General features: G+C 62.1%; 25 protein-coding genes and 1 tRNA gene. 14 read left to right on the top strand and 12 right to left on the bottom strand.

Annotated elements, in window-relative coordinates; genetic code table 11:
* Positions 1 to 57 precede the first annotated feature (57 nt).
* Entirely contained in the window at positions 58 to 1,509 is a 1,452-nt protein-coding gene (locus AC3WVQ_RS05255; RefSeq protein WP_090294499.1) for a GGDEF domain-containing protein, read from the top strand.
* Positions 1,510 to 1,586: 77 nt separating this feature from the next.
* Here AC3WVQ_RS05255 and AC3WVQ_RS05260 read toward each other — a convergent pair whose 3' ends face one another.
* Together AC3WVQ_RS05260 and AC3WVQ_RS05265 are read right to left on the bottom strand one after the other, a co-directional pair.
* A complete protein-coding gene (locus AC3WVQ_RS05260; protein WP_034795416.1) occupies positions 1,587 to 1,841 on the bottom strand; it encodes a YjhX family toxin in 255 nt (84 codons plus the stop codon).
* A gap of 207 nt (positions 1,842 to 2,048) precedes the next feature.
* The gene (locus AC3WVQ_RS05265) at positions 2,049 to 2,327 is read right to left on the bottom strand and encodes a DUF1294 domain-containing protein (RefSeq protein WP_090294497.1); all 279 of its coding nucleotides are present in this window, start codon (positions 2,325 to 2,327) and stop codon (positions 2,049 to 2,051) included.
* Between the two features lie 160 nt (positions 2,328 to 2,487).
* Here AC3WVQ_RS05265 and gatB point away from each other — a divergent pair, with 160 nt between their 5' ends.
* From gatB to AC3WVQ_RS05290, 5 genes are all read left to right on the top strand, one after another.
* Positions 2,488 to 3,990, top strand: coding sequence for an Asp-tRNA(Asn)/Glu-tRNA(Gln) amidotransferase subunit GatB (gatB, locus tag AC3WVQ_RS05270; protein WP_034795650.1), 1,503 nt, complete (start codon positions 2,488 to 2,490; stop codon positions 3,988 to 3,990).
* 2 nt (positions 3,991 to 3,992) lie between these two features.
* Positions 3,993 to 4,487: a GNAT family N-acetyltransferase gene (locus AC3WVQ_RS05275; protein ID WP_090294496.1), complete on the top strand. Its 495-nt coding sequence runs from the start codon at positions 3,993 to 3,995 to the stop codon at positions 4,485 to 4,487.
* Positions 4,488 to 4,589: 102 nt separating this feature from the next.
* Positions 4,590 to 5,081: a GNAT family N-acetyltransferase gene (locus tag AC3WVQ_RS05280; RefSeq protein ID WP_244546708.1), complete on the top strand. Its 492-nt coding sequence runs from the start codon at positions 4,590 to 4,592 to the stop codon at positions 5,079 to 5,081.
* A 108-nt stretch (positions 5,082 to 5,189) separates the two neighbouring features.
* The gene (locus AC3WVQ_RS05285) at positions 5,190 to 5,585 is read left to right on the top strand and encodes an NADH:ubiquinone oxidoreductase subunit NDUFA12 (RefSeq protein WP_043614139.1); all 396 of its coding nucleotides are present in this window, start codon (positions 5,190 to 5,192) and stop codon (positions 5,583 to 5,585) included.
* A 125-nt stretch (positions 5,586 to 5,710) separates the two neighbouring features.
* Positions 5,711 to 6,163 carry a DUF2155 domain-containing protein gene (locus AC3WVQ_RS05290; protein WP_034795441.1) on the top strand — a complete coding sequence of 151 codons (453 nt, stop codon included), beginning with the start codon at positions 5,711 to 5,713 and terminating at the stop codon, positions 6,161 to 6,163.
* A gap of 37 nt (positions 6,164 to 6,200) precedes the next feature.
* Here AC3WVQ_RS05290 and aat read toward each other — a convergent pair whose 3' ends face one another.
* The 5 genes from aat to AC3WVQ_RS05315 form a co-directional block, all read right to left on the bottom strand.
* Positions 6,201 to 6,815 (bottom strand): leucyl/phenylalanyl-tRNA--protein transferase, encoded by a 615-nt coding sequence (aat, locus tag AC3WVQ_RS05295; RefSeq protein ID WP_034795444.1) that lies wholly within the window; start codon positions 6,813 to 6,815, stop codon positions 6,201 to 6,203.
* 10 nt (positions 6,816 to 6,825) lie between these two features.
* Positions 6,826 to 8,169, bottom strand: a complete 1,344-nt coding sequence (accC, locus tag AC3WVQ_RS05300) for an acetyl-CoA carboxylase biotin carboxylase subunit (protein WP_034795446.1) — start codon at positions 8,167 to 8,169, stop codon at positions 6,826 to 6,828.
* A gap of 12 nt (positions 8,170 to 8,181) precedes the next feature.
* The gene (gene accB / locus AC3WVQ_RS05305; protein WP_090294493.1) at positions 8,182 to 8,661 is read right to left on the bottom strand and encodes an acetyl-CoA carboxylase biotin carboxyl carrier protein; all 480 of its coding nucleotides are present in this window, start codon (positions 8,659 to 8,661) and stop codon (positions 8,182 to 8,184) included.
* Positions 8,662 to 8,686: 25 nt separating this feature from the next.
* Complete coding sequence (gene aroQ / locus AC3WVQ_RS05310; RefSeq protein ID WP_034795448.1) at positions 8,687 to 9,133, bottom strand: type II 3-dehydroquinate dehydratase; 447 nt, start codon at positions 9,131 to 9,133, stop codon at positions 8,687 to 8,689.
* Between the two features lie 106 nt (positions 9,134 to 9,239).
* The gene (locus tag AC3WVQ_RS05315) at positions 9,240 to 10,007 is read right to left on the bottom strand and encodes a DsbA family protein (protein WP_034795449.1); all 768 of its coding nucleotides are present in this window, start codon (positions 10,005 to 10,007) and stop codon (positions 9,240 to 9,242) included.
* 233 nt (positions 10,008 to 10,240) lie between these two features.
* Between AC3WVQ_RS05315 and AC3WVQ_RS05320 the strand changes: the two genes are divergently transcribed.
* Positions 10,241 to 11,398, top strand: coding sequence for a pyridoxal phosphate-dependent aminotransferase (locus tag AC3WVQ_RS05320; RefSeq protein ID WP_089045752.1), 1,158 nt, complete (start codon positions 10,241 to 10,243; stop codon positions 11,396 to 11,398).
* 114 nt (positions 11,399 to 11,512) lie between these two features.
* On the opposite strand, the gene AC3WVQ_RS05325 is transcribed toward AC3WVQ_RS05320, so the two are convergent.
* Positions 11,513 to 14,317, bottom strand: a complete 2,805-nt coding sequence (locus AC3WVQ_RS05325; RefSeq protein WP_110818443.1) for an Rne/Rng family ribonuclease — start codon at positions 14,315 to 14,317, stop codon at positions 11,513 to 11,515.
* 771 nt (positions 14,318 to 15,088) lie between these two features.
* Between AC3WVQ_RS05325 and AC3WVQ_RS05330 the strand changes: the two genes are divergently transcribed.
* From AC3WVQ_RS05330 to prfB, 3 genes are all read left to right on the top strand, one after another.
* Positions 15,089 to 16,309 (top strand): N-acetylmuramoyl-L-alanine amidase, encoded by a 1,221-nt coding sequence (locus AC3WVQ_RS05330; RefSeq protein ID WP_051659335.1) that lies wholly within the window; start codon positions 15,089 to 15,091, stop codon positions 16,307 to 16,309.
* 338 nt (positions 16,310 to 16,647) lie between these two features.
* Entirely contained in the window at positions 16,648 to 19,101 is a 2,454-nt protein-coding gene (locus tag AC3WVQ_RS05335; protein ID WP_110818442.1) for a penicillin-binding protein 1A, read from the top strand.
* A 97-nt stretch (positions 19,102 to 19,198) separates the two neighbouring features.
* Positions 19,199 to 20,330 (top strand): peptide chain release factor 2 gene (gene prfB, locus AC3WVQ_RS05340; protein ID WP_110818441.1). Its coding sequence is split into 2 segments (ribosomal slippage): positions 19,199 to 19,267 and positions 19,269 to 20,330, totalling 1,131 coding nucleotides; the frame shifts between segments, so codons are not numbered across the junction.
* A 68-nt stretch (positions 20,331 to 20,398) separates the two neighbouring features.
* Here prfB and AC3WVQ_RS05345 read toward each other — a convergent pair.
* Together AC3WVQ_RS05345 and AC3WVQ_RS05350 are read right to left on the bottom strand one after the other, a co-directional pair.
* Positions 20,399 to 20,887 (bottom strand): hypothetical protein, encoded by a 489-nt coding sequence (locus tag AC3WVQ_RS05345; protein WP_060583568.1) that lies wholly within the window; start codon positions 20,885 to 20,887, stop codon positions 20,399 to 20,401.
* 102 nt (positions 20,888 to 20,989) lie between these two features.
* Positions 20,990 to 21,763, bottom strand: coding sequence for an NAD kinase (locus tag AC3WVQ_RS05350; protein ID WP_034795458.1), 774 nt, complete (start codon positions 21,761 to 21,763; stop codon positions 20,990 to 20,992).
* Positions 21,764 to 21,920: 157 nt separating this feature from the next.
* Between AC3WVQ_RS05350 and AC3WVQ_RS05355 the strand changes: the two genes are divergently transcribed.
* Positions 21,921 to 21,996 (top strand) — tRNA-Thr (locus AC3WVQ_RS05355).
* A gap of 106 nt (positions 21,997 to 22,102) precedes the next feature.
* On the opposite strand, the gene AC3WVQ_RS05360 is transcribed toward AC3WVQ_RS05355, so the two are convergent.
* On the bottom strand, positions 22,103 to 22,426 hold the full coding sequence (locus tag AC3WVQ_RS05360; RefSeq protein ID WP_210187432.1) for a hypothetical protein: 324 nt from the start codon (positions 22,424 to 22,426) through the stop codon (positions 22,103 to 22,105).
* A 27-nt stretch (positions 22,427 to 22,453) separates the two neighbouring features.
* Here AC3WVQ_RS05360 and AC3WVQ_RS05365 point away from each other — a divergent pair, with 27 nt between their 5' ends.
* A complete protein-coding gene (locus AC3WVQ_RS05365) occupies positions 22,454 to 22,927 on the top strand; it encodes a hypothetical protein (protein WP_210187431.1) in 474 nt (157 codons plus the stop codon).
* A gap of 197 nt (positions 22,928 to 23,124) precedes the next feature.
* Here the strand turns inward: AC3WVQ_RS05365 and AC3WVQ_RS05370 are convergent, their stop codons facing one another.
* The gene (locus tag AC3WVQ_RS05370; RefSeq protein ID WP_034795460.1) at positions 23,125 to 24,066 is read right to left on the bottom strand and encodes a LysR family transcriptional regulator; all 942 of its coding nucleotides are present in this window, start codon (positions 24,064 to 24,066) and stop codon (positions 23,125 to 23,127) included.
* A gap of 137 nt (positions 24,067 to 24,203) precedes the next feature.
* Here AC3WVQ_RS05370 and AC3WVQ_RS05375 point away from each other — a divergent pair, with 137 nt between their 5' ends.
* Both AC3WVQ_RS05375 and AC3WVQ_RS05380 read left to right on the top strand, forming a co-directional pair.
* The gene (locus AC3WVQ_RS05375) at positions 24,204 to 24,824 is read left to right on the top strand and encodes an FMN-dependent NADH-azoreductase (protein WP_110818440.1); all 621 of its coding nucleotides are present in this window, start codon (positions 24,204 to 24,206) and stop codon (positions 24,822 to 24,824) included.
* A 160-nt stretch (positions 24,825 to 24,984) separates the two neighbouring features.
* A complete protein-coding gene (locus AC3WVQ_RS05380; RefSeq protein WP_226020708.1) occupies positions 24,985 to 25,245 on the top strand; it encodes a hypothetical protein in 261 nt (86 codons plus the stop codon).
* The last annotated feature ends 63 nt before the right edge of the window (positions 25,246 to 25,308 follow it).

Below are 25,308 nucleotides of genomic sequence, written 5' to 3' on the forward strand. Positions count from 1 at the left end.
AAATATTATGGGGTATGACGTGGTGGTGGGGCACCGCAAGGGGGGCGCTTGTTGCAGATGCTGGATAAAACGGTTCCGCGACCGTTGGTTCTGAGACCTTTCCACCATTCGTTTTGGCTTGCCGGCCTGTGCGTGATCGTCTTCACCGCCTGCGTGCTCGGCATCTTGAGTCGCCCGGTCGGCATGCTGGCTTCGATCTGGCCGGCAAATGCGATCCTGCTCGGTCTGCTGATCAGAAAACCGTCGCTCGCCAGCCCGGCTGGATGGCTGACGGCGGCATTGGCCTACGTTCTTGCGGACCTGGTGACCGGCGCGGATCTCTATGAAGCTGCGGCGCTGAATGCGGCCAACATGGTCGGCGTCGTCATCGGCTTCCTGCTCTATCGCCGCTTTTCGCCGGAGCATCGGCACCTGCGCCGGGCGCGCTCGGTCCTTTACATGTTCGCTGCCTCCTCCCTGGCGGCGATGGGCGCCTCGCTCGTCGGAGCGGTCGCGGTTCACCTGTCCTTCGGCAAACCCGTCGCGGACGCATTCGTCGCCTGGCTCACCACCGAGCTGGTCAATTATGTGGTTCTGCTCCCGGTTTTCCTGGCAGCGCCGCTTCCTGAAGACGGTTTGCGATCCCGTGCCACGAGAATGACGGTTTCAACGGCCTCTGCTTCTGCAACCGTCTGGCCGTTCGTCTCCCTGGTCTTGTCCTGCGCTGCGGCGCTCGTCATCGGCGGCCCAGGCGCTTTCGCTTTCCCGGTGCCGGCACTCTTGTGGTGCGCGCTCAGCTATGGCTTGTTCCCGGTGACGATCCTGACGGCGATCGTCTGTGTGTTGACGCAGATTGCCGTTGCCTCCGGCGCCCTGCATCTCGGCGTCAGCGGCGTGGCCGAGGAGACGCTCACCTCCACCCGGCTGGGGACGACCCTTCTTGCGCTCTGCCCGCTGGCGGTCGCCAGCGTCGATGCCGCACGACGGGCGCTGATCGGGCGCCTGTCCCATGCGGTCGATTATGATTTTCTGACCCAGTGCCTGGCGCGCGCGACCTTCATGGCGCGCGCGGCCGCGCTGATCGCAGCGCCGGTCGCCCGAAAAGGCGGGACGGTGGTGATGATGCTCGACATCGACCGCTTCAAGGCGATCAATGACACCTATGGTCACGCCGTGGGCGATCAGGTGCTGGTCTCGGTCGCAGGCGCCGTTCGCGGGACGCTGCGTTTTGAGGATCTCGTCGGTCGGCTTGGCGGAGAAGAGTTTGCCGTTGTGCTGGTTCGGCAATCCCCGACTGATGCGCTCAAGGTCGCCGAGCGACTGCTCGAGGCCGTGCGCGCGCTCCATATCGACCTGGAGCAGGGCGGAAGGATCGACGTCACCATCAGCATCGGCGCTGCCGAAGTCATGACCCGCGACACCGGTCTCGACGGCTTGCTGCTTGCGGCCGACCGCGCGCTCTACCAGGCGAAGGCTGCGGGCCGCGACCGCGTGCAATGCGCTGCCCCGTCGAGCGCTCACGCAACGTAAGTCGCTTTCCGTAAAGTAAAGTACGCATCTGACGATACCGGGCATGCTGGCATGCCCGGTATCGTTCGTATTCGCCGCTAGCGGTTGTTAAGTTCGGAGCGCACGAGCTGCAGCCCGCGTTCCGTGATGCGGTAGGGTTTTCCGCCGGACGATGAGATCGCCTTCTTCCGCTTCAATTTGCGGAAAAGTTCGAGGTCGAAGCCGGGATAGACCCAGCCGTCACGGGTGAAGCACCGGATTTCGGTGATCGCCTTGTCGTCGCGGGTGATTTCGATGCGGCCGCCCTGGGCCAAATGATGAAGAATGCGCTGTTCTGCGCGCGAGATGTCCATTGTCCGAATGTTCCGGAATCGCGTTCGTTTGAACGCAGGAAAACGTTCCGCAAATTACTGAAGATGCGGGGTGACGTTTCCGGCCCGTGCGCGCAATCAAAGCGGATTACGCGGACGGGCTTTACCGGGACTCAGGCGAAGAACGGAACATAAAAACTCCAATAGAACGGTGCCTTCCTAAAAGGCCGTCGTTCGCGCGTCAAGGTGTCATTGCAACGCCAGGGTGCCAATGGCCGCCAGCGCCACTTGCAAGACGATGATCAACGCGAGGCGCGTGCGAAAGGGTTCCTTACGCGTCTTGTGTCGGAAGATATGGCGCGCCGTCATCGCTCCCGGGCTGCCGCCGAAAAAGGCGAGAGTGAGCAGGGTCCGCTCGCTGATCCGCCGTCGGCCGGAGCGCGCCGCTCGCTTGTCGTACCAGAACAGCCCGAAGGCCGCCAAGTTGACGAGAATTGCGAACGAGAGCAGGGCAGGGCCGATGGACATGAGCGAAGTCTTGCCGATAGGCGCTAAACGGTGGTTAAGAGAGGCTCGCCGTCCGCATGAGATTGCATATGGCGCTTCTGATCCAGCCGAACAACTTGCACCGGCGGACCAATTGTTCTACCGAGAAACCAAGAATTCAGGCTTCAAAGAAGAGCATGATATGAGCATTGTCGACGTCCGCACCCCCGATCCGAAACGCTTCATCCCCGGCGCCACTGGCGACTGGGAAGTCATCATCGGCATGGAAGTCCATGCCCAGGTGCTTTCCAATTCGAAGCTGTTCTCGGGCGCATCGACGGAGTTCGGCAATGCGCCGAATGCGAACGTCTCGCTGGTCGATGCCGCTATGCCCGGCATGCTGCCCGTGATCAACGAGGAATGCGTGAAGCAGGCGGTGCGCACCGGTCTCGGCCTCAAGGCCGCGATCAACAATCGCTCGATCTTCGACCGCAAGAACTATTTCTATCCGGACCTGCCGCAGGGCTATCAGATCTCGCAGTTCAAGGATCCGATCGTCGGCGAGGGCAAGATCATCATTTCGGTCGGCCCGGATCGTCAGGGCCAGTTCGAGGATGTCGAGATCGGCATCGAGCGCCTGCATCTGGAACAGGATGCCGGCAAGTCGATGCACGACCAGCATCCGTCGATGTCCTATGTCGACCTCAACCGCTCGGGCGTGGCGCTGATGGAGATCGTCTCCAAGCCGGACATGCGCTCGTCGGATGAGGCCAAGGCCTACATGACGAAGCTGCGCTCGATCGTGCGCTATCTCGGCACGTGCGACGGCAACATGGACGAAGGCTCGATGCGCGCCGACGTCAACGTTTCCGTGCGTCGTCCGGGCGAGGGTTTCGGCACGCGCTGCGAAATCAAGAACGTCAACTCGATCCGCTTCATCGGCCAGGCGATCGAATACGAAGCACGCCGCCAGATCGGCATTCTTGAGGACGGTGGCAGCATCGACCAGGAGACCCGCCTGTTCGACCCGAACAAGGGCGAGACCCGCTCGATGCGCTCCAAGGAAGACGCGCACGACTACCGCTACTTCCCGGATCCGGACCTGCTGCCGCTGGAGTTCGACGATGCTTTCGTCGAGGCGCTGAAGGCCGACCTGCCGGAACTGCCCGACGACAAGAAGGAGCGCTTCGTGCGCGACCTCGGCCTCTCGGTCTATGACGCCTCGGTGCTCGTCTCCGAAAAGTCGATCGCCGATTATTTCGAGGCGGTTGCCGAAGGGCGCGACGGCAAGATTGCCGCCAACTGGGTCATCAACGACCTGCTCGGTGCCTTGAACAAAGCCGGCAAAGCCATTGAAGAGACTCCGGTTTCCCCGGCACAGCTCGGCGGCATCATCGATCTCATCAAGGCCGAGACCATCTCCGGCAAGATCGCCAAGGACCTCTTCGAGATCGTCTGGAACGAGGGCGGCGACCCGGCCGAGATCGTTGAAGCGCGCGGCATGAAGCAGGTGACCGACACCGGCGCCATCGAGAAGGCCGTCGACGAGATCATCGCCGCCAACCCGGATCAGGTCGCCAAGGTGCAGGCCAAGCCTTCGCTCGCCGGCTGGTTCGTCGGCCAAGTGATGAAGGCGACCGGCGGCAAGGCCAACCCGCAGGCCGTACAGGCGCTCGTCAAGGCCAAGCTCGGCATCGAGGAATAACGATGTTCTTCGTGCGCACGGCAAGCGAGCGCGACCTGGAGAAGGTTCGCGCTCTGCTGATCGAAACGTGGCACGCGACCTATGACACTTTCTACGGTGTCGAGAAGGTCAACGAACTCACGGAGCGCTGGCATTCGCTGCCGGCGCTCAAAGCCCGACTCGCGCGCAAGAACGCCGAGTTTCTTGTTGCCGACGATGGAGGGCAGCTGGGCGGCATGGGCTATGCGGCGATGTCCGACACGCAAGCCAAGACGGTGGTGCTGCACCAGCTCTATGTCCTTCCGAAGTTCCAGCGCCAGGGCGTCGGCCGCGATATCTTCGCCGAACTCGAAACCTGCTTCCCGGACGCCGAGCGCATGCGCGTCGAGGTCGAGCCGCAGAACCTGCACGCGCTCACCTTCTATCGCGCGCACGGCTTTGCCGAAGTGGGCGAGACCCCGGTTGACGACCCGTCCGGTCTGCCGGCCATCGCTCTGGAAAAGCCGCTTCTCGGCTAGGCGATCCGTCCGATTGCCTGAAGTTTCGCATGCCTGTGGATAAGCTTGAGAGGCGCGGCTCTGTCATCGCGCCGTTACCTCCGGGTGTTTGATCCGCGGGCGATGAACGATGTGAGCGGGGAAACCATGGACGCGACCGAACTCTTGATCCGCAAGGCCGAGCGTAAGGACCTCGAAGCAATCGTCGCGCTCTTCGCCAATGATCCGCTCGGCGGCCACGGCGACACGACCGACCCCGAGGCCTTCTCGGACTACGCCGCTGCCTTCGACCGGATTGAAGCCTCGACGCTGCAGACACTCTTTGTTGCGGTTCTTGGAGGGCAGGTCGTCGGCACTTTTCAAACCGCGCTGCACACGTCTCTGTCGGGGCGTGGAAGCTCCAGCCTGATCGTCGAAGCGGTCCAGACGCGTGCGGACATGCGCGGCCGTGGGATCGGTGAGCGCATGATGCGCCATGCGATCGGCGAGGCGCGGGAGAAGCGCGCAAAGAAGGTAAGGCTCACGTCCAACGCCGTGCGCACCGATGCGCATCGGTTCTACGAGCGTCTCGGCTTTGCGCGCAGCCACTTCGGCTTTCAGCTGCCGTTGAAATGACCGCCTCCGCCTCGGAATCACTGGACAAGCCCTGAGCGGCGGGGCATAAGCGGGAACATTGTTTTGGTATCTGGCCGCCTTCCCAACGGCCGGTCAAGGACGGCATCCATGAAGCTCCTGCTGCAGATTTTCACCTGGTGGAACGAACAGACGATCGGAACGCGCTTTCACACCTGGCGCCACGGTCAACGGGTCGGTCAAGACGAACTCGGTAATGTCTACTACCAGGGCGGCAAGGACTCCGAAGGCCGCACCCGCCGCTGGGTGATCTACAACGGCTACGCCGAAGCCTCCGCCATTCCGGCCGGCTGGCACGGCTGGATGCATCACCGGACCGACGTTTCTCCGGCTGATGAAAAGTACACGCCGCGCGAATGGCAGAAGGCGCACCGCGCCAATCCGACCGGAACGGCCAACGCCTACCGCCCGCAGGGCTCGATTGCCGCCACCGGCAAGCGTCCCCGCGTGACCGGCGACTACGACGCCTGGACGCCCGGCTCCTGAATAATCTGTTCTCAGTGACGACGACGGACCGCGGAATGGGTTCCTCGATCATGGCGCGGCCACAATTGATGGTTAGCGCCTGAAATCCATCGATGACGAACAGGATACGCGGGAGACAGGCGACTATGGCAGGTTCTGATCTGCGCAAGGCAATCGGCCAAGGAACACGGCGTTTGGGCTTGTCCCTGCTTGCCGCCTTGCCGCTGGTCGCATCTGCGGAAGCGGTTGACGCAGCCCGCCTTTCCAACGCCGTCGCCGTGTTCTCCGGTATCGACAAGATCACCGGCCGCATCACCACTTTCGACGTCTACATCGGCGAGACCGTGCAGTTCGGCGCCCTTCAGGTCACGCCGCGCGTCTGCTACAGCCGTGACGACACGGAAGCGCAGAAGATCACGACCTTCGTCGAGGTCGAGGAAATCACACTCGACCGCAAGATCCGCCGCATCTTCACCGGCTGGATGTTTGCCGATAGCCCCGGTCTGAACGCCGTCGAGCATCCGGTCTATGACGTCTGGCTGCAGTCCTGCAAGGCGACCTCGGACCTGCCGCCGCCGGACACCGCGCAGAAGCGCTGAGCGGCGGCGTATTCCCATTCTTTGAGATTTGGCTTGGTTAGAAGGCGAGGTCGGGCGACGACATCGCGTTCGCCAGAAGCACTTCGTATTCCGCCTTTGGCACGTCGATGGCACCGAACGACTTCAGGTGCTCGGTGGTGAACTGTGTATCGAGCAGTTCGAAGCCACGCGCCTTCAGTCGCTCGACCAGATGGACGAGGCAGATCTTCGAGGCGTCGGTGCGTCTGGAAAACATGCTTTCGCCGAAGAAGGCCGAGCCGAGCGAAACGCCGTAAAGTCCGCCAACCAGTTGGTCGCCTTCCCACGCCTCGACGCTGTGGGCATAGCCCATCGTATGCAGCGTCGCGTAGAGCGTGCGGATCTTGTTGTTGATCCAGGTGGTTGGCCGGTCGGGAGCAGGGGCAGCGCAGCCGTCCATGACCGCTTCGAACGCGGTGTTGAAGCGGATGTCGAAGGGCTTTCGGCGGATGGTTTTGGCGAGGCTGCGAGAGGTGTGGAAGCCTGCGAGCGGGATCACCCCGCGAATTTCCGGCTCGACCCAGAAGATTTCCGGGTCGTCAGCCGAATCGGCCATCGGGAAGAGGCCGATCGAATAGGCGCGCAGCAGCATGTCCGGCGTAATATCGGGCTGCTTGCTGCGCGTCCCCTTCAATGTCAGGTCCTTACTCGGACGTGGCGGCCAGATGCTTCTCCAGCCAGTGGATATCGTAGTCGCCGTTGGCAATGTCCTGATTATTGATCAGGTCCTGGAACAGCGGAAGCGTCGTCTTGATGCCGTCGATGACAAATTCGTCAAGCACGCGGCGCAGACGCATCATGCATTCGACGCGGGTACGGCCGTGCACGATCAGCTTGCCGATCAGGCTGTCGTAGTAAGGCGGGATCCGGTAGCCCTGATAGGCACCCGAGTCGACGCGCACGCCAAGACCGCCCGGCGCATGGAAATGCGTGATCGTGCCCGGGGATGGGACGAAGGTGCGCGGGTCTTCGGCATTGATGCGGCACTCGATCGCGTGTCCGGAGAACACGATGTCTTCCTGCCGGACCGAGAGGCCACCGCCGGAGGCGACGCGGATCTGCTCGTGCACCAGGTCGATGCCGGTGATCGCCTCGGTGATCGGATGCTCGACCTGAAGACGGGTGTTCATTTCGATGAAATAGAACTCGCCGTTTTCGTAGAGGAATTCGATCGTGCCGGCGCCGCGATACTTCAGCTTCTTCATGGCGTCGGCGCAGACCTGGCCGATCTTCATGCGCTGGTCGACGTTGAGCGCCGGGGAGTTTGCCTCTTCCCAGACCTTCTGGTGACGACGCTGCAGCGAGCAATCGCGTTCACCGAGATGCACCGCATTGCCGGCGCCGTCGCCGACGATCTGGATTTCGATGTGGCGCGGCTTGGAGAGGTACTTCTCCATGTAGACGGCGTCGTTGCCGAAAGCGGCAAGCGCTTCGGTGCGGGCCGTCGCAACGGCTTCCTCGAGGTCAGCCTCGCTGCGGGCGACCTTCATGCCGCGGCCGCCGCCGCCGGCGGTTGCCTTGATCAGGACCGGGAAACCGATCTTGCGGGCGACTTCGAGGGCGTTTTCCGGCTTCACTTCGCCGTCGGAGCCCGGAACGACCGGGATGCCAAGTTCCTGCGCCGTTTGCTTGGCGGTGATCTTGTCACCCATGATGCGGATGTGTTCCGCCGTCGGGCCGATGAAGGTGATGTCGTGCGCTTCAAGGATTTCGGCGAACTTGGCGTTTTCCGACAGGAAGCCGTAGCCTGGATGCACAGCGTCGGCACCGGTGATTTCGCAGGCGGCGACGATCTGGTGAATGTTCAGATAGCTATCGCGCGAGGGCGGCGGGCCGATGCAAACGCTCTCGTCGGCGAGGCGCACATGCATGGCGTCGGCGTCGGCCGTGGAATGAACGGCGACCGTGGCGATGCCGAGTTCCTTGCAGGCACGAAGCACGCGAAGGGCGATTTCGCCGCGATTGGCAATGAGAATTTTCGAGATCATCGCCGCGCCGCCTTATTCGATTACGATCAGCGGTTCGCCATATTCGACGGGGGCTGCGTCCTGGACGAAGATTTCGGTGACCTTGCCCGAGCGCGGAGCCGGGATCTGGTTCATTGTCTTCATCGCTTCGATGATGAGGATCGTCTGGCCTTCCTTGACCGTGGCGCCGACCTCAACGAAGGGGCGGGCTCCCGGTGCGGGAGACAGATAGGCAGTGCCGACCATCGGCGCGGTCACGGCATTCTTCGATGCACGGGCGCTCTCGGCGACAGGAGCAGCAACGGCGTTTGCAGGAGCGGCCGCTGCGGCGGGCATCTGGTAAGCCGGCATCTGCGGCATGGCCATCGGCATGGCAACCGGCGTGCCGTTGCGCGAAACGCGAATGCGCAGGTCGTCCTGCTCGACTTCGATCTCGGTCAGATCGGTGTCCTTGAGAATGTTGGCGAGATCGCGGATCAGCGCCTGGTCGATACCTGGTTTCTTGTCAGCCATGGAATATGAGCCTCTTGTGTTCTTTTTATTTCGACGGATTTGTCAGGTTCTTTAGCGCATGCAGCGCAAGAATGTAACTCTGGGCGCCGAAGCCGCAGATGACGCCCTTGACGGCGGGTGCGATCATCGACTTGTGGCGGAACTCCTCACGCGCATGGATGTTCGAGAGGTGCAGTTCGACGACCGGAATGCCGATGGCGCGGATGGCATCGTGAAGCGCGATCGACGTGTGGCCATAGGCGGCCGGGTTGATTGCCACGCCCGCGGCGACGTTGCCGGCCTCGTGCAGCCAATCGACCAGCATTCCCTCATGGTTCGACTGGCGGAAATCGACGTCGAATCCGAGCGCCTTGCCTTCCGCCTTGCACATGGCCTCGATGTCGGCCAGCGTCTGGCCGCCATAAATACCCGGCTCGCGCTTGCCCAGCGCATTCAGGTTGGGGCCGTTCAGCACGAAAATGGTCGATGGCATAAGGGATTCCGGTCCGGTCATGGAGGGTTACCTATAGACTGATGGTCCCGCGAGGAAAAGCCCTTTGGGCCCACGCGGGATTTGTCCACAGTCATGGGAAGGTTTGTCAGCAGGCGGTCTTGCCGCATTCGCGCATATTGGCGACCTTGCCCTCGATCTCCTCGGCGCCTACGGCCCCGAAGACCGCTTCGTTGCCGATGACGTAGGAGGGCGTTCCGGTAATGCCGAGGTCGTTGGCAAGGCTGTAGGCCTCGCGCACGGCCGCATCATGCGGCTCCTTTTCCATTTTCGCGCGCAGGTCCTTTTCGGAGACGCCGAGCTTGGCGGCAACCGCAAGCGCTGTCTCCTCCGTGGCGCGGTCTTCCCCGCCGAGCAGCGCCCGGTGGAAGTCGCCGTATTTTTCCGGAGCGACCAGGCGGAAGGCGGCGCTCACCTTGTGGGCGGCCAGCGAATCCGGTCCGAGGATCGGCAGTTCCTTCAGCACGAAGCGCACGTTCTTGTCCTTGGCGAGGATGTCGTCCATGTCGGAAAGCGCGCGTTTGCAGTAGCCGCAGTTGTAGTCGTAGAACTCGACAACGGTGACGTCGCCTTTGGGATTGCCGAGCACCATGTCGTAGTCGGAATTGAAGATCGCCTTGTTGTTCTCGGTGATCGCGCTTTCCGCCGCTTCCTGCTGCTTGGCGCGCTGTTTCGTCGTCAGCGCCTCCTGGACCTCGAGCATGATCTCCGGATTGGCGATCAGGTATTCCTTGATGAAGGCGCCGATCTCTTCCTTCTGCTTCGCGTCGAGCGCGAATGCGTTCTGGGGCAGGCTGACCCCGGCCACGAGCGCTGCGAGCGTCCCGGCGGCAATCATCTTGGTGCTGAAGTTCATTTCTACCTCGTTGTCCTTGCGTATCCCGTGTGTCGTCCATCGCGTGTCGCCGGGTCAACCGGCTGTTCTGAATGACAACAGGATTCCTCGTATCCGCAATATGCCGGCAGCATAGGGTGGGTGCCGCGGAAACGAAACGGCAAAATCGGCGGAAATACGGCACTCGCGGACTTGTGAAGGTCATTTTCATCGGGCAAAGGGCTGGAGAACAGCCGCATATCGAGGATTTTCCGTTGGTAGATTTGTCAAAACGCAGTGCCGTCGAACCTTTCCATGCGATGGACGTACTGGCGGAGGCGACCCGTCGCCGGGATGCCGGCCACCCGGTGATCTCGATGGCCGTCGGGCAGCCCGCCCACCCGGCGCCGAAGGCAGCTCTTGAAGCGGCGCGCAAAGCGCTTGAACATGGCCGGCTCGGCTATACCGACGCGCTCGGCACCTTGTCGCTGCGCACAGCAATCGCCCGGCACTATGAAAAGCGCCACGGCATCGCGCTCGATCCGCAGCGGGTCGCGGTCACCACCGGCTCATCCGCAGGCTTCAATCTCGCTTTCCTGGCCCTCTTCGATCCTGGCGATTGCGTCGCGATCGCGAGGCCCGGCTATCCGGCCTATCGCAACATCCTCGCAGCGCTTGGCCTGACGGTCGTCGAGGTCGAGGCCAATGCCGAGACCGGCTTCACTCTGACGCCTGAAAGTCTTTCGCGTGCCGCTGCGAAAATAGGCCGTCCATTGAAGGGCGTGCTCTTGGCGAGCCCAGCCAACCCGACCGGAACGGTGACGGGCAGGGCGGGCCTCAAGGCGCTGGCTGACTATTGCCGGGCCGAATCGATCGCCTTCATCTCCGACGAGATCTATCACGGACTGACCTTTGCCGGCGAAGAGGCAAGCGCGCTGGAGGTGACCGACGAGGTAATCGTCATCAACTCCTTCTCGAAATACTATTGCATGACCGGCTGGCGGATCGGCTGGATGGTGCTGCCGGCTGACAAGGTGCGCGGCTTCGAGCGCATCGCCCAGAGCCTCTACATCTCGCCGCCCGAGCTCTCGCAGATCGCGGCAGAAGCAGCACTCAACGCGCATGAGGAGCTCGACCGTTACAAGGCCGCCTATGCCGCCAACCGGGACATGCTCATGAAGCGGTTGCCGGAGATCGGCTTCTCGATCGCCTCGCCGATGGACGGTGCCTTCTACGCCTATGCGGATGTCACCCGCTTTACCAATGACAGCATGGCCTTTGCCAAGCGGATGCTCGCCGAGATCAACGTCGCGGCAACCCCGGGATTCGACTTCGATCCGCTGGAAGGGCACCGCACAATGCGCTTCTCCTATGCCGGCGCCGAGGCCGACATGGTCGAGGCCATGGACAGGATCGCGCGGTGGCTGGCGTGACGCTCTGAACAGGTAGGCAGGGGCAAGTCCCTTCTGCCATCCGCCCAAAGGAAAAGGCCCGGATCGCTCCGGGCCTTTCGTGTTTTCAGAGTTTGGCGCTGGCCGCGCGGCTTCTTAGAAGAAGCCGCGGCGCTGCCACCAGCCGCCCTTCTTGGGCTTGCCCGGCTCTTCCTCTTCGGGCTTCGTCGCGCTCGACGTCACCACCGGTTCGGAAGCGATTTTCGAGAGGTCGCGGTTCGCACGCACAGGCTTGGTTTCGGCAAGGTCGGCCGCAGCCTCTTCCACCGCTTCGACGGCCGGGTCGGCAACCGCAGACTGGTCTTCGATCACTGCCTGAGCAACTTCGTCGACGCTTACTGCCGGTTCTTCAGCCTTGACGGCCTTCTTGCGGGTGCGCTTCGGCTTGGCAGGCTTTACGTCCGCTACCTCGGCTTCTTCGGCAACCACAGCCGTTTCCTCAACAGCGACAGCCACTTCGACCTCGGCCGCAGCGGCAGGTGCCTCTACGGTTTCGGCTTCTTCTGCGCCGTCGTCGCCGGCTTCCGCATCGGCACCGGCTTCAAGCTGGCCTTCGCCTTCACCTTCGCCTTCCGGACGGTTGCGGCGGCCGCCACGCTTGCCGCGGCGGCGGCGCTTGCGCTTCTGATCGCCATCGGCGGTCGCGGCGTCTGCATCGACGCCCTCGTCATCGCCTTCGTCCTCATCAGAACCGTCGTCGGCATCGCCTGCCGATTCGGAGACCTGGAGAGCGCTGCCTTCGGCCTGCTGGCCGCCCTTGCCGCGCCGGCGGCGACGGCGCTTGCGCTTGCGTCCGTTCTGATCGTCGGACTGGGCAGCAGCCTTCGGCTGTTCCTGCCGCTGTTCGCCGGCAATTTCTTCTGCTTCTTCCTCGTCGAGATCCTCTTCGATCACGACGTCGTCTTCTTCCTCTTCCGGCTCGAAGTGCAGCAGCTGTTCGATCTTGACCGGGTTTTCGACCGGCTCGCCACGATCGATCGCGAAGTGCTGTGCGCCGACATGGGCATCAGCCTCGATGATGATCGAAACGCCGAAGCGGCCTTCGTAGTCCATGATCGTGCCGCGCTTCTGATTGAGCAGGTAGAGCGCGATATCCGGGATGGTGCGCACGGTGATGTCGTGCGTCGTGTTCTTCAGCAGGTGTTCCTCGATGCCGCGCAAGACGTGCAGTGCAACCGAAGACTGCGAGCGGACGTGACCCGTGCCGTTGCAGTGCGGGCAGGTCTGCATCGTCGATTCGAGCACCGAGGCGCGAATGCGCTGGCGCGACATTTCGAGCAGGCCGAAATGCGAGATACGGCCGACCTGGATGCGGGCGCGATCGTTCTTCAGGCAATCCTTCAGACGCTTCTCGACCGAGCGGTTGTTCCGCTTTTCTTCCATGTCGATGAAGTCGATGACGACGAGGCCGGCAAGGTCGCGCAGGCGGAGCTGGCGTGCCACTTCTTCCGCCGCTTCCAGGTTCGTCTGGAGAGCGGTGTCTTCGATCGAGTGCTCGCGCGTCGAACGGCCGGAGTTGACGTCGATCGAAACCAGGGCTTCGGTCTGGTTGATGATGATGTAGCCACCGGACTTCAGCGTTACCTGCGGCTGCAGCATGCGGTCGAGCTGCGCTTCGATGCCGGAGCGCGAGAAGATCGGATGCACGTCGCGGTAAGGCTGAACCACCTTGGCGTGGCTGGGCATCAGCATCTTCATGAAGCCCTTGGCTTCCTTGTAGCCTTCCTCACCGGAAACGATGATCTCGCTGATGTCCTTGTTGTAGAGGTCGCGGATCGAGCGCTTGATCAGGCTGCCTTCTTCATAGACGAGGCAGGGGGCCGTGGAATTCAGCGTCAGCGTGCGGACGTTTTCCCACAGGCGCATCAGATATTCGAAGTCGCGTTTGATCTCGACCTTGGTGCGGTTGGCACCGGCGGTGCGCAGGATCACGCCCATGCCCTGCGGCACTTCGAGGCCGCGGGCGATTTCCTTCAGGCGCTTGCGGTCCTGCAGATTGGTGATCTTGCGGGAGATGCCGCCGCCACGTGCGGTGTTCGGCATCAGCACCGAGTAGCGACCGGCGAGCGACAGGTAGGTCGTCAGTGCCGCGCCCTTGTTGCCGCGCTCTTCCTTGGCGACCTGAACCAGCAGGATCTGGCGGCGCTTGATGACTTCCTGGATGCGGTACTGCTTGCGCGGCTTGCGAACCTGGCGATCCGGAACTTCTTCCATGGCGTCTTCGGCGCCGACGGATTCGATGATTTCCTTTTCGCCGTCGTGACTGTCGTCGTCATCATCGTCGTCGTCATGGCGACGGCGGCTGTCGACATCTTCGGAAATGGCGTCGGTATCGACCATGGCAGCCATTTCGCCGCCATTGCTCTCGTCGCCATCGGTCGATGCAGCAGCCGCTTCTTCAGCGGCCTTGGCTTTGGTCTTGCGGGTGCGCTTCGGCTTCGCCTTCGGCTTTTCGGCCGGCGCTTCCTCTTCGACGACCGGTGCGGCGTCAGCGACGGCTGCGACCGGCTCGGCTTCAGTTTCCGCGACGACTTCGAGGTCTACGGGAACGGAAAGTTCGCTTGCCGGGGCAGGGGCGGTCTCGACATGCTCGATGTCGTCGTCACGCCGCGCTTCTTCGGCTTCGGCCTTCAAGAGCGCCTGACGATCGGCGAGCGGGATCTGGTAGTAGTCGGGATGGATTTCGGCGAAAGCCAGGAACCCGTGGCGGTTGCCGCCGTAGTCGACGAAGGCGGCCTGGAGCGAGGGCTCCACCCGGGTGACCTTCGCCAGATAGATATTGCCGCGGATCTGCTTCTTATGTTCCGACTCGAAGTCGAACTCTTCTATGCGGTTCCCGCGAACGACAACGACGCGCGTCTCTTCTGAATGAGACGCATCGATAAGCATTTTCTCTGCCATCTAAGCTGTGCTCCTCGGCGCGCCAGCGGAACGGGAGACAGACCTGCTTCCTTAGGAAGACTGCCAAACACGTCGGAAGGTGCGCCGGATATGAAAGTTCCTGTTTGGCGCAGGCGATGGTGCAGCAGCCAGACGACAGCCGGAACATGTGTGTCCCGGGGCCGCGCTACTTCTGACCGATACTGCTGAGTCAACATCAATGACCAAACAAGAATGCCAATGTCCAAGGTCTCATGAAGACCCGATGAATGCGCCCGCTTGCGGGCGTCGGTGAAAAATCACCATCAAGAACTCCGGCCACCGCCGGAAATTTGCGATCCAGTGTACGGGGAGGAAATGCAGCGACGGCGGATGAACACTTGCGACCGCGGAATTGCGATAAGTTAACCGGTCAATCCGGTTCGACCGCACCCTGGCGCCAAGCTTTGGAGAAGCTCCGGCTGCCCGGTCGACTGTTCTATCCCGTCAACACTTTCTCCTTGTGACGCTTTTATGTTTTCTATGTCACATTGGCAAGGGAAAAGCCCGTGCCGCCACAATAATGATCGATTCGCTTGTCCACGTGGAGTAGGTCGATAAACGGTAAATCGATTGTCCCGGCGGGCCGGGGAAGATGATCATTGTCAAGCATTGGTTAACCATAAGGGTTCATTGATCAACCTGTGCGTCCAGCAGCCGTGCGTCGGCTGCTGTTTGGTTTTCTGAGAAAGTGGTGGAGAGCCCGAGGTGAGGCCTTTGGCGGTTTGTATGCGTGGTTCGCTGTTGTCGTTGATGTCGCGCACGGGCAGGCTTCTGCTCGGAGCATCGCTGCTTGCCGGCGGTCTTCTTTTGAACGTGCCGGCGGCTGTTGCCGCCGAGCCGGGGCCCTTGCTCGCCTTTGCTGCGCGGATCGCCGGTGACGATGCACGCACGCGCGTCGTCGTCGAGTTCGATCGCAAACCGGAATTCTCCCTGCACTACGTAGCCGATCCCGTTCGCGTCGTGGTCGACCTGCCGGAAACGGCCTTCGGCCTCAAGGCGGACAGCCTTGAACCGCGCGGCCTCTTCGATGCGATCCGCTACGGCGGCATGGGGGCGGGCAACTCCCGCATCGTCCTTTCGGCGAAAGGCCCCGTGGCGGTAACCCATGCGGAAGTCGTCGCGGAAGAGGGGGGCAAGGGCTACCGGCTCGTGCTCGATGCCGAGCGCGTCGATCAGGCGCGCTTCGATGCGCTTCTCGGCGAACAGCAGTGGACCGGATCGGTCGCCGCCGCCAAGACCGACAGGCCGGTTGCCGTCGCTCCCACGAGGGAAGGCGGGCCGTTCATCATCGCGATCGATGCGGGCCATGGCGGCATCGATACCGGTGCGCTCGCCGGCGAAACGAAGACGGAGGAGAAGCATGTAACGCTCGCCTTCGCGAAAGATCTCGTCGAGGCCCTGAACAAGGGCGCCGGGATCGAGGCTTTCCTCACCCGCGACAAGGACGTCTTCCTCTCGCTTCCCCAGCGCGTACAGATCGCCCGCAACAAGGGCGCCCATCTCTTCATTTCGCTTCATGCGGACGCGCTGCGCCAGAAGGACATCCGCGGCGCGACGGTCTATACCATCTCCGACAAGGCCTCCGACCATCTGGCCGCAAGTCTTGCCGCCCGCGAAAATTTGTCCGACGAAATCGCCGGCGTGCCGCTTCAGAGCGAGCCGGCGGAAGTGGCCGACATCCTGATCGATCTGACGCGCCGCGAGACGCAGGCCTTCTCGGTCAACATGGCGCGCGCCGTCGTTACGTCCTTCGAGGGCCAGATCAATCTCATCAACAATCCGCACCGTTTTGCCGGCTTCCGCGTGCTGCAGGCGCCGGACGTGCCCTCGATCCTGCTTGAACTGGGCTTCCTGTCGAACAAGGAGGACGAAAAACTGCTGCTGGATCCGGAGTGGCGCAAGAAGGTTTCAGAGCGTCTTGCGGTCGCTGTTCAGCGATACCGCGAGCAGGCCATCGCCAGCGGCGGCTGACGCTTGAAGGCAGGCCCGGGAACGAAGTGATTTGTGTCGCCCCGGTAACAGCGCTATGCTTTTCAACGGGATGCGCACGGGATTATCGCATAACAGCCCTATTTTACGCACAATCCGGGACCTAACCGGAATTGCGCCCGGATTTGTTGAGAAACGAGTTGAAGCCCGGAGTTCCCCGCCATATGAGGAGCCGGGCTAGGTGGGGCGTTGCGACGCCAGACGATTTCTCGTGAGAGAGTTTGGTCGGCCCGCTGTATAGAAGCCGGCAGGACAGAGCATGGACTGTCAGTCGGGCGGTTCGGCAATTGGACGATAATTAAGGTACCGGTATCTGACTGATGATCAGGCTGATTGGATATTTCTTCGGGATTGGCGCGTTTCTGCTGCTGGGTGTGGCCGGGGCCGTGGCGCTCTATCTTGGTGTCGTCACCAAGGACCTGCCGGATTACGAGGTTCTGGCGAAGTATTCGCCGCCGGTGACCACGCGCTTCCACGCCGGCAACGGCGCGCTGATGGCGGAATATGCCCGCGAGCGGCGTCTCTATCTGCCGATCCAGGCCATCCCGGATCGCGTCAAGGCGGCCTTCATCTCGGCTGAAGACAAGAACTTCTATCAGCACCCGGGCGTTGACATCACCGGTCTTGCGCGCGCCATCGCAGTGAACCTGCAGAACTTCGGCTCCGGCCGTCGCCCGGTCGGCGCCTCGACTATCACGCAGCAGGTGGCCAAGAACTTCCTGCTCTCGTCAGACCAGACGATCGACCGCAAGGTCAAGGAAGCAATTCTCTCCTTCCGCATCGAGCAGGCCTACACCAAGGACCGCATTCTCGAACTCTATCTCAACGAAATCTTCTTCGGCCTGAATTCCTACGGCATAGCCGGTGCGGCGCTGACCTATTTCGATAAGTCTGTGACTGAGCTTACCATTGCCGAGACCGCCTATCTCGCAGCCCTCCCGAAGGGCCCGGCCAACTATCATCCGTTCCGCAAGACCGAAGCGGCGCTTGAGCGCCGCAACTGGGTAATCGACCGCATGGTCGAGAACGGCTACGTCACCAAGGCCGATGGCGAAGAAGCCAAGAAGCAGCCGCTCGGTGTCAACCCGCGTCGCGGCGGGGCGCATCTCTTCGCCTCCGACTTCTTCGCCGAGGAAGTCCGCCGGCAGATCATCCAGAAATACGGCGATAACGCCCTCTATGAAGGCGGCCTGTCGGTTCGCACCTCGCTCGATCCGCGGCTGCAGATCGCCGCGCGCAAGGCGCTGCAGGCGGGTCTGCTCAGCTACGACGAGCGTCGCGGCTTCCACGGCCCGGTCAAGTCGATCGAAATCGGCGGCGATTGGGGCGAGCCGCTGGGCGCTGTCGTTGCCTTCAACGACGTGCCGGAGTGGAAGCTTGCCGTCGTTCTCTCCGTCGATGGACAGGGCGCCGAGATCGGCATTCAGCCGGAGAAGGAAGCCTCGGGCAAGATTGTCGCCGAGCGTGTCACCGGGCATATCTCCGCCAAGAACATGCAGTGGGCCTACCGTTCCGCCAGCGGCGACCGCAAGTCGGCGAAATCGCCTGAAGGCGTCTTCGGCGCCGGCGACGTCATCTATGTCGAGCCGCTGTCGGAGAAGGGCGAATACCGCCTGCGCCAGCCGCCGAAGGTGCAGGGTGGCCTCGTCGCCATGGACCCGCAGACCGGCCGCGTTCTGGCGATGGTCGGCGGCTTCTCCTATGGCCAGTCGGAATTCAACCGCGCGACGCAGGCGATGCGCCAGCCGGGTTCGTCGTTCAAGCCCTTCGTCTACGCGGCGGCCCTCGACAACGGTTATACGCCTGCATCGGTCATTCTCGACGCGCCGATCGAGATCGTCGCTGGTGGCCAGGTCTGGCGCCCGGAAAACTACGGCGGCGGCTCGGCCGGTCCGTCGACGCTGCGTCTCGGCATCGAGAAGTCGCGTAACCTGATGACCGTTCGCCTTGCCAACGACATGGGCATGAACCTCGTTGCCGAATATGCCGAGCGCTTCGGCATCTACGACAAGATGCCGCCGCTGCTCGCGATGTCGCTAGGCTCGGGCGAAACCACCGTCCTGCGCATGGTTTCGGCCTATTCCGTGCTCGCCAACGGCGGCAAGCAGATCAAGCCGTCGCTGATCGACCGCATTCAGGACCGCTACGGCAAGACGATCTTCCGTCACGAGGACCGCACCTGCGACAACTGCAACGCCGGCGATTGGCAGAGCCAGGAAGAACCGGTTCTCACCGACAACCGCGAGCAGGTTCTCGATCCGATGACCTCCTACCAGATCACGTCGATGATGGAGGGCGTGGTGCTGCGCGGCACGGCTGCCGGCAAGATCAAGCTCGATCGTCCGGTTGCCGGCAAGACCGGTACCACCAATGACGAAAAGGACGCCTGGTTCGTCGGCTACACGCCGGACATGGTTGCAGGCCTCTATCTCGGCTTCGACAACCCGGCCCCGCTTGGCCGCGGCGCGACCGGCGGCAGCCTCGCCGTGCCGATCTTCAACGACTTCATGACAGAAGCGGTGAAGGGCACGCGCCCGAGCAAGTTCGTCGTGCCCGAGGGCATGAGCATGGTCGCCGTCAACCGCAAGACCGGCATGGCCGCCCAAGAGGGCGAGCCGGACACGATCATCGAGGCCTTCAAGCCCGGCACCGGCCCGGCCGACACCTTCTCGGTCATCGGCGGTCTTGACCAGTACGTGCCGCCAGAAGAGATCCTCAAGAACTCGCCGCAGGCGAACCAGGCAGTGACCTCCGGTTCCAACGGCCTGTTCTAATCCTTATCCCCTTCACGCGATGCCCGCCGCCTTTACATCAGCGGTGGGCATCGCTATTTGACGCTCACTTTCCTATCGGTTCACAAGAAGCAGGATCATGCGCAGCGAAATCGAGAACATTGTCGACGAAATCAAGCAGGCCATAAGCCTGCTGAGGAGGCATCTTTGACTGGGATCAGGCGGTAAGACGACTGGACTGGTTGAACAACAAAGCGGAAGATCCGGCGCTTTGGAACGACGCTTCGGAAGCGCAGAAGCTGATGCGCGAGCGCCAGCAACTCGATGACGGCATCAATGGCCTGCGCCGTTTCGAGCAGCAGCTCAATGACAACATCGAACTCATCGAACTCGGCGAGGAAGAGGGCGACGCCGCCATCATCGCCGACGCCGAACAGGCGTTGCGGGATCTCAGAAACGAAGCGGCGAAGAAGCAGGTCGAAGCCATGCTCTCGGGCGAGGCAGACCAGAACGATACCTATCTCGAAGTGCATTCGGGTGCCGGCGGTACCGAAAGCCAGGACTGGGCCAACATGCTTTTGCGCATGTACACCCGCTGGTCCGAGCGCCAGGGGTACAAGGTCGAGCTTCTGGAAATCCAGGACGGCGAAGAGGCCGGCATCAAGTCTGCGACGCTGCTCGTCAAGGGCCACAATGCCTATGGCTGGCTGAAGACCGAATCGGGCGTGCACCGCCTGGTTCGCATCTCGCCCTACGACAGCAACGCGCGCCGCCACACCTCGTTCTCCTCGATCTGGGTCTACCCCGTCGTCGATGATTCGATCCAGATCGACATCAACGAGAGCGATTGCCGTATCGACACCTACCGCTCGTCGGGCGCCGGCGGTCAGCACGTCAACACGACCGACTCGGCCGTGCGCATCACGCACATCCCGTCGGGCATCGTCGTGCAGTGCCAGCAGGAACGTTCGCAGCACAAGAACCGGGCGAAGGCCTGGGACATGTTGCGTGCGCGCCTCTACGAGGCCGAACTGAAGAAGCGGGAAGAGGCCGCCAACGCCGAAGCCGCGTCGAAGACCGACATCGGCTGGGGCCACCAGATCCGCTCCTACGTTCTGCAGCCCTATCAGCTGGTCAAGGACATGCGCACCGGCGTCGAAAGCACGGCACCGGGCGACGTTCTCGACGGTGAACTCAACGAGTTCATGGAGGCCGCCCTTGCGCACCGCGTCAGCGGCGGCGCGGATGCCGTCGTTGATGATCTGAACTAAGGCAGACAGCGGTCTGCACCAGTTCAATTGAAGAGGGCCGGGTGTTCGCATCCGGCCCTCTCTTTTGCTCAGTTGGAGGCACGCTCGATCTTGATGTCGCCGAGATCGTCGATGAGCACGGTCCAGCTCTCAGGCTCTCTCACTGACGGGTCCGTCTTCAGATAGACGGTCGCAAACATGCCGGGCTGCGCGGTGACACCGGTCGAGGTCTCCGGGCGGATGTCGGTGACGTAGGCCTTGAGCGCGGAGAACTCTTCGAGTTCCGCCGACGAAATCACCACAGGGCCGGCCGGGGTCGCTGCTACCTGCTGCAGATGGATCTGGGCGGTTCCATCCGCCTGGCGAAGCGCGATCAGCTTGTAGTAACCGCGCCGGGCGTCGCCCGGCTTCTCGGCGGCCGCGTTCGGATCGAGGGATGAAAGCGGCTCTCCGCTCTCCTCCCAGTAGCCGGTGCTGGTCACGAAGGTCGCCTCAGGCGGAACGATGTTGGCATCCTGAGCCTTGGCGCCGGCACTGCTGAGAAACAGGAACAGCGCGAGGAGGGCGGATCTGTGCATTGGGTCGTCGTCCTTAAGGCGGCGGCTCGGTTGCCGTTTGCTGCGGGCCGGCGGAAACCTGGCCGGCATGATGATACCATAGGTCGCGCGGAGAACGTGCGCTCAGTTCGAAAACTGCTCGGCCAGGATGCGGTCCGACCAGGAATGATCGGGATCCGAGAGTATGCGCGCCGTCATGTTTTCCGATTCGGCGATCTTCACCTTGACCACGGACTTCACTTCCTGATGGTCGGCCACCGCGTTTACCGGCCGCTTGTCGGCCTCAAGGATTTCGATCTCGACTGTGACATGGTTCGGCAGAAGCGCGCCACGCCAGCGGCGCGGGCGGAAGGCACTGACCGGGGTCATTGCCAAAAGCGGGGCCTCGAGCGGCAGGATCGGCCCGTGGGCGGAGAGATTGTAGGCGGTGGAGCCGGCAGGGGTGGCGACCAGCAGGCCGTCGCAGGTCAACTCCTCCAGCCTTGTCTTGCCATCGATCAGGACGCGGAGCTTCGCCGCCTGGTAGGACTGGCGGAAAAGGTAGACCTCGTTGATCGCAAGTGCCGTGAAGCTCTCGCCATAGACGTCGGTCGTCTGCATCTCCAGCGGATGAAACGCGTTCTCGACTGCCTGGCAGATTCGGTCCGTTAGGTTCTCCGTGCTGTAGCGGTTCATCAGGAACCCGACCGAGCCACGGTTCATGCCGTAGACCAGCTTGCCGCTGTTCATGGTCTGATGCAGCGTCTGCAGCATGAAGCCGTCGCCGCCAAGCGCGACGATCACATCGGCCTTCGACGGATCATGGTCGCCATAGATCGCCTTGAGATCAGCCGCAGCCTTTTGTGCCTCTTCCGCGGACGAGGCGAGAAAGGCTAGGGAAGTGAACGTTCGGGCCATGAAACTCTAGTCCGCTCGATATGTTATGCGCCGCCAGCGGCAATCTCTCTCTATCGTTTCTGGCATGGCCCGGAACCGAACGCATCTGAAAAATTGGGAGAATTCGCAATTTTGCTTTACACCACATGAGATTATGGTAACTCCCACCAAAGCAAGTGCCCTTATAGCTCAGTTGGTAGAGCGGCTGATTTGTAATCAGTAGGTCGGGAGTTCGAGTCTCTCTGGGGGCACCACTTCATTTCTTCCCCATTGTTTTTTCCGAATTTTTGGCGGCTATTCGAGCCGGAATTTCAGGTTCGGCGTGTTGCCGCGGGTACACCGTCGGCGCAAAGCGAGCAGTTAGTCACGCATCGCAAAGATGGCCATGAACACTGGTGTGCCGATCAGAACGCCGGCAATCGAAAATAGCGGCCCATAGATCAGCGCGCTCAGCGGTATGCCGGCGATGCATACCGCAATGCCATCCTTCAGGCAGTTGTACGGCCCGCCCTCGAATATGCCGTAGACGGGCAGGAACACCCCGCGACGATAAGGCTGACAAGGAACGCCAGGACGGCGGAGATGATCAGTCTTCCAAGAGTTCTCATCCTCCTGAAATAGGGAATCAGTGGTTTCGGCCACCGCCGATTGTTTCTCCAGCGCCGATGAACGGAGGACGAGCATTCGTCAGCTGGCTCTCTTGGAAAGGTCTTGGTCATCGAACACGTTCTTTCGGCTGCCGCCAAAAGCAGCCTTACCAACCCCGCGGCACTGGCGCCGGTCAGATGGGCGGTCGTTCTGCTTTGTGGGTTTGTCGTCTGGAGCCCTGCCAACGCGCAGGAGGGATCCGATTGGGCGGAGATGAGTTCGGGCGCGACCCAAGTTTCCGGTTTGGGGGCGGTCCGCTATTCCGTGGGATACAGCAACATCGGTTATGACCACTTTCGTTCGGAGATCGTGGTTGAGTGGCGTGACGGCGGCAAGCGGACGCAGACGATCTACGAAGGCATCTATGACAATCCCCCTGCGAAGGTCTGGGGTGCTAACGACCATCTCTGCGTTTCGATGGAGGCTTGCGCGCGATCGACGGACGCCTGCACAGTGGAGGTCATTGCCTATCGATATGACGTCGGCGCCAAGTCTTTTGCCGAGCTTGCGGACGGCGGCGAGTTTTGCCGCCGATGAGATGCGGAGCCTTGGTCGGAGTAAGCGGTCAACGCTCGATCGATCACCGGCTCCCGCATCGCTTGGTCCGGCGCTCTCCGTGCGTCTCGAGATCGTGACGCCGGTGCAGTCCGGGCAATGGTTCACGATCCGCGATCCCGGCGGCAACGTGCTGATGATCTGCCGCTGCTGATCGGAAAAGCCGCAGCGCGGCGGCATCAGATGTCGAAGGACGGTCCCATGCGCACCGGAACCTCGCGGCATTTCTGCAGGGCGTTGAGCAGGTTCTCGGCGAGATAGTCGATCAGCGCCCGGGTCGCCGGCAACATGCCCTGGCGGGACGGGAAGACGAGGTGCACGACGACGTCGTTCGACGTCCATTCCGGCAGCACCGGCGCAAGGACGCCGGCGCGGAAAGCGCGCTCGCAGATATGGTCAGGCAAGAGGGCGACCCCCATCCCTTCGATCGCGGCGCGTTCGAGAATCAGGAAATCGCTGCAGCCGACGATCGGACGATGGGTGATTTCCGTCGTGTTGCCATCGATCGAAACCAGCCGCCATACATCGGTCGGGTGCTGTTCGTTCATCGACAGCGTCGCCTGCTGGCTGAGGTTCTCGATCGTGATCTCGCCGGCGCGGGCGAGGAAGGTGGGGCTGGCTGCAAGCCGCTCGCGAACCTCGCCGAACTTGCGGATGATGAGTTGGTTGTCCGTATCGAGCTGCCCGCGGGCGCGCAGCGCCACGTCGACCCGCTCTTCTATCAGATCGATGCGACGGTTGGTGGCGGTGATCAGCAGCCGGACGCCGGGGTAGCGGCGGTGAAACGCCGGCAGGATGTCGGCAAGCATAGGGGTGAAACCGAGCGGGCAGGCGAGCCGCACCGTGCCCGAGGGCTCCGCGCGCACGGCGGCGATCTCGGCTTCGGCGGCAGCCACCCCGTCGAGAAGGCTCTGGCAATGCTCATAGAAGACCCGGCCGATATCGGTGACACGCAGCTTGCGGGTCGAGCGCTCCAGCAACCGCACACCGAGCTGCTCCTCGAGGCGGGCCACATGTTTGCTGAGCTTGGATTTGGGTATATTGAGGTCCCGTGCCGCAGCACTGAAGCCGTTGTTTCGCACGACGGCGGCAAAAAGCCCGAGGTCGTTCAGATCCTGCATTGTCCTGTCTCCGAGGTGCGGATGATGGGTATGATTGTTTCCGTCTGGAAACAGTATGTCAAATATCCGCTGGCTTATCGGGCCATTGTTTTCCCCTCATATGTGGATCACCGCAACGTAAACACAAAGGTGTTCCCATGAACGTTCTTCATATCGACTCCGGTATCCTTGGCGACCACTCGGTTTCCCGCCGTCTGACGGCTGCCCTTGCCGCGCAGGTCAAGGCTGACCGCCCGGATGAGCAGGTGACCTATCGCGACCTCGCTGCCAGCTCGCTGCCCCATCTGACCGGCGCCCAGATCATGGCCCCGGCCGACCTCGAAGGCGTCGACGCGGGTCTCGCTGCCGACGTCAAGCTTGGCCGCGACATGCTGGAAGAATTCCTCGCCGCCGACACCGTCATCATCGGCGCTCCGATGTACAACTTCGGCATTCCGAGCCAGCTGAAGGCCTGGATCGATCGCATCGCCGTCTCCGGCAAGACTTTCCGCTACACCGAGAATGGTCCGGAAGGCCTCGCCAAGGGCAAGAAGATCATCGTCGCCTCGACCCGCGGCGGCCACTACTCCGCCGGCCCGGCAGCCGTCATGGATCACCAGGAATCTTACCTGAAGACGGTCTTCGGTTTCCTTGGCATCACCGATGTCGAATTCGTGCGCGCCGAAGGCCTGAACCTCAGCGCCGACAGCAAGCAGTTTGCGATCGCCGAGGCCGAAAAGACCATCTCCGAAGGCAGCGTGCTTCGCCTGGCGAGCTAAGACCAAATTCAGCGGATCACCGAGGTGATCCGGTGGGAGGGGCGTATGCCCCACGTGCGGACGGTGCCGGTTGCGCAAGCAGCCGGCATTGTCCGTTTTCGAACATCGATATCTGCTTTATAATGCCCTCATGATGGACGGGCGGACGATCCTTTGGGGCATGACCGCTGCGGTGGCCTTTTTGCTCGCCGCCGAAGCGCCCCTTGCTGCGCCGCCGGATCATGGCTGCACCTGCCGCAATCGAGACGGTTCCAAATACGAACTTGGGCAGGTCGCTTGTCTGCGTGTCGACGGCAACGCCTACCTCGCGCGCTGCGAGATGAACCTCAACGTCACGACCTGGAAGAAACTGCGTGAAGGCTGCCCTACGGCCGGCATGAGCACACCGGGTAGCCTTGCGGGGCAATCGATCCGTTTCTGACGCGGAAGAGCGGCTTGCCGTCCTCATTCCGATCTTTTTCGAAACTGCACGGCGCAGCGCTCC

This window comes from Ensifer sp. EB106-05-01-XG146, from assembly GCF_058791875.1.

Excerpts from the sequence above, each read along its gene's own strand:
- AC3WVQ_RS05255 (WP_090294499.1), top strand. The coding sequence starts at position 58 with ATGCTGGATAAAACGGTTCCGCGACCGTTGGTTCTGAGACCTTTCCAC.
- AC3WVQ_RS05260 (WP_034795416.1), bottom strand. The coding sequence starts at position 1,841 with ATGGACATCTCGCGCGCAGAACAGCGCATTCTTCATCATTTGGCCCAG.
- AC3WVQ_RS05265 (WP_090294497.1), bottom strand. The coding sequence starts at position 2,327 with ATGTCCATCGGCCCTGCCCTGCTCTCGTTCGCAATTCTCGTCAACTTG.
- gatB (WP_034795650.1), top strand. The coding sequence starts at position 2,488 with ATGAGCATTGTCGACGTCCGCACCCCCGATCCGAAACGCTTCATCCCC.
- AC3WVQ_RS05275 (WP_090294496.1), top strand. The coding sequence starts at position 3,993 with ATGTTCTTCGTGCGCACGGCAAGCGAGCGCGACCTGGAGAAGGTTCGC.
- AC3WVQ_RS05280 (WP_244546708.1), top strand. The coding sequence starts at position 4,590 with ATGAACGATGTGAGCGGGGAAACCATGGACGCGACCGAACTCTTGATC.
- AC3WVQ_RS05285 (WP_043614139.1), top strand. The coding sequence starts at position 5,190 with ATGAAGCTCCTGCTGCAGATTTTCACCTGGTGGAACGAACAGACGATC.
- AC3WVQ_RS05290 (WP_034795441.1), top strand. The coding sequence starts at position 5,711 with ATGGCAGGTTCTGATCTGCGCAAGGCAATCGGCCAAGGAACACGGCGT.
- accC (WP_034795446.1), bottom strand. The coding sequence starts at position 8,169 with ATGATCTCGAAAATTCTCATTGCCAATCGCGGCGAAATCGCCCTTCGC.
- accB (WP_090294493.1), bottom strand. The coding sequence starts at position 8,661 with ATGGCTGACAAGAAACCAGGTATCGACCAGGCGCTGATCCGCGATCTC.
- aroQ (WP_034795448.1), bottom strand. The coding sequence starts at position 9,133 with ATGCCATCGACCATTTTCGTGCTGAACGGCCCCAACCTGAATGCGCTG.
- AC3WVQ_RS05315 (WP_034795449.1), bottom strand. The coding sequence starts at position 10,007 with ATGAACTTCAGCACCAAGATGATTGCCGCCGGGACGCTCGCAGCGCTC.
- AC3WVQ_RS05325 (WP_110818443.1), bottom strand. The coding sequence starts at position 14,317 with ATGGCAGAGAAAATGCTTATCGATGCGTCTCATTCAGAAGAGACGCGC.
- AC3WVQ_RS05330 (WP_051659335.1), top strand. The coding sequence starts at position 15,089 with ATGTCGCGCACGGGCAGGCTTCTGCTCGGAGCATCGCTGCTTGCCGGC.
- AC3WVQ_RS05335 (WP_110818442.1), top strand. The coding sequence starts at position 16,648 with ATGATCAGGCTGATTGGATATTTCTTCGGGATTGGCGCGTTTCTGCTG.
- AC3WVQ_RS05345 (WP_060583568.1), bottom strand. The coding sequence starts at position 20,887 with ATGCACAGATCCGCCCTCCTCGCGCTGTTCCTGTTTCTCAGCAGTGCC.
- AC3WVQ_RS05350 (WP_034795458.1), bottom strand. The coding sequence starts at position 21,763 with ATGGCCCGAACGTTCACTTCCCTAGCCTTTCTCGCCTCGTCCGCGGAA.
- AC3WVQ_RS05360 (WP_210187432.1), bottom strand. The coding sequence starts at position 22,426 with ATGCTCGTCCTCCGTTCATCGGCGCTGGAGAAACAATCGGCGGTGGCC.
- AC3WVQ_RS05370 (WP_034795460.1), bottom strand. The coding sequence starts at position 24,066 with ATGCAGGATCTGAACGACCTCGGGCTTTTTGCCGCCGTCGTGCGAAAC.
- AC3WVQ_RS05375 (WP_110818440.1), top strand. The coding sequence starts at position 24,204 with ATGAACGTTCTTCATATCGACTCCGGTATCCTTGGCGACCACTCGGTT.
- AC3WVQ_RS05380 (WP_226020708.1), top strand. The coding sequence starts at position 24,985 with ATGACCGCTGCGGTGGCCTTTTTGCTCGCCGCCGAAGCGCCCCTTGCT.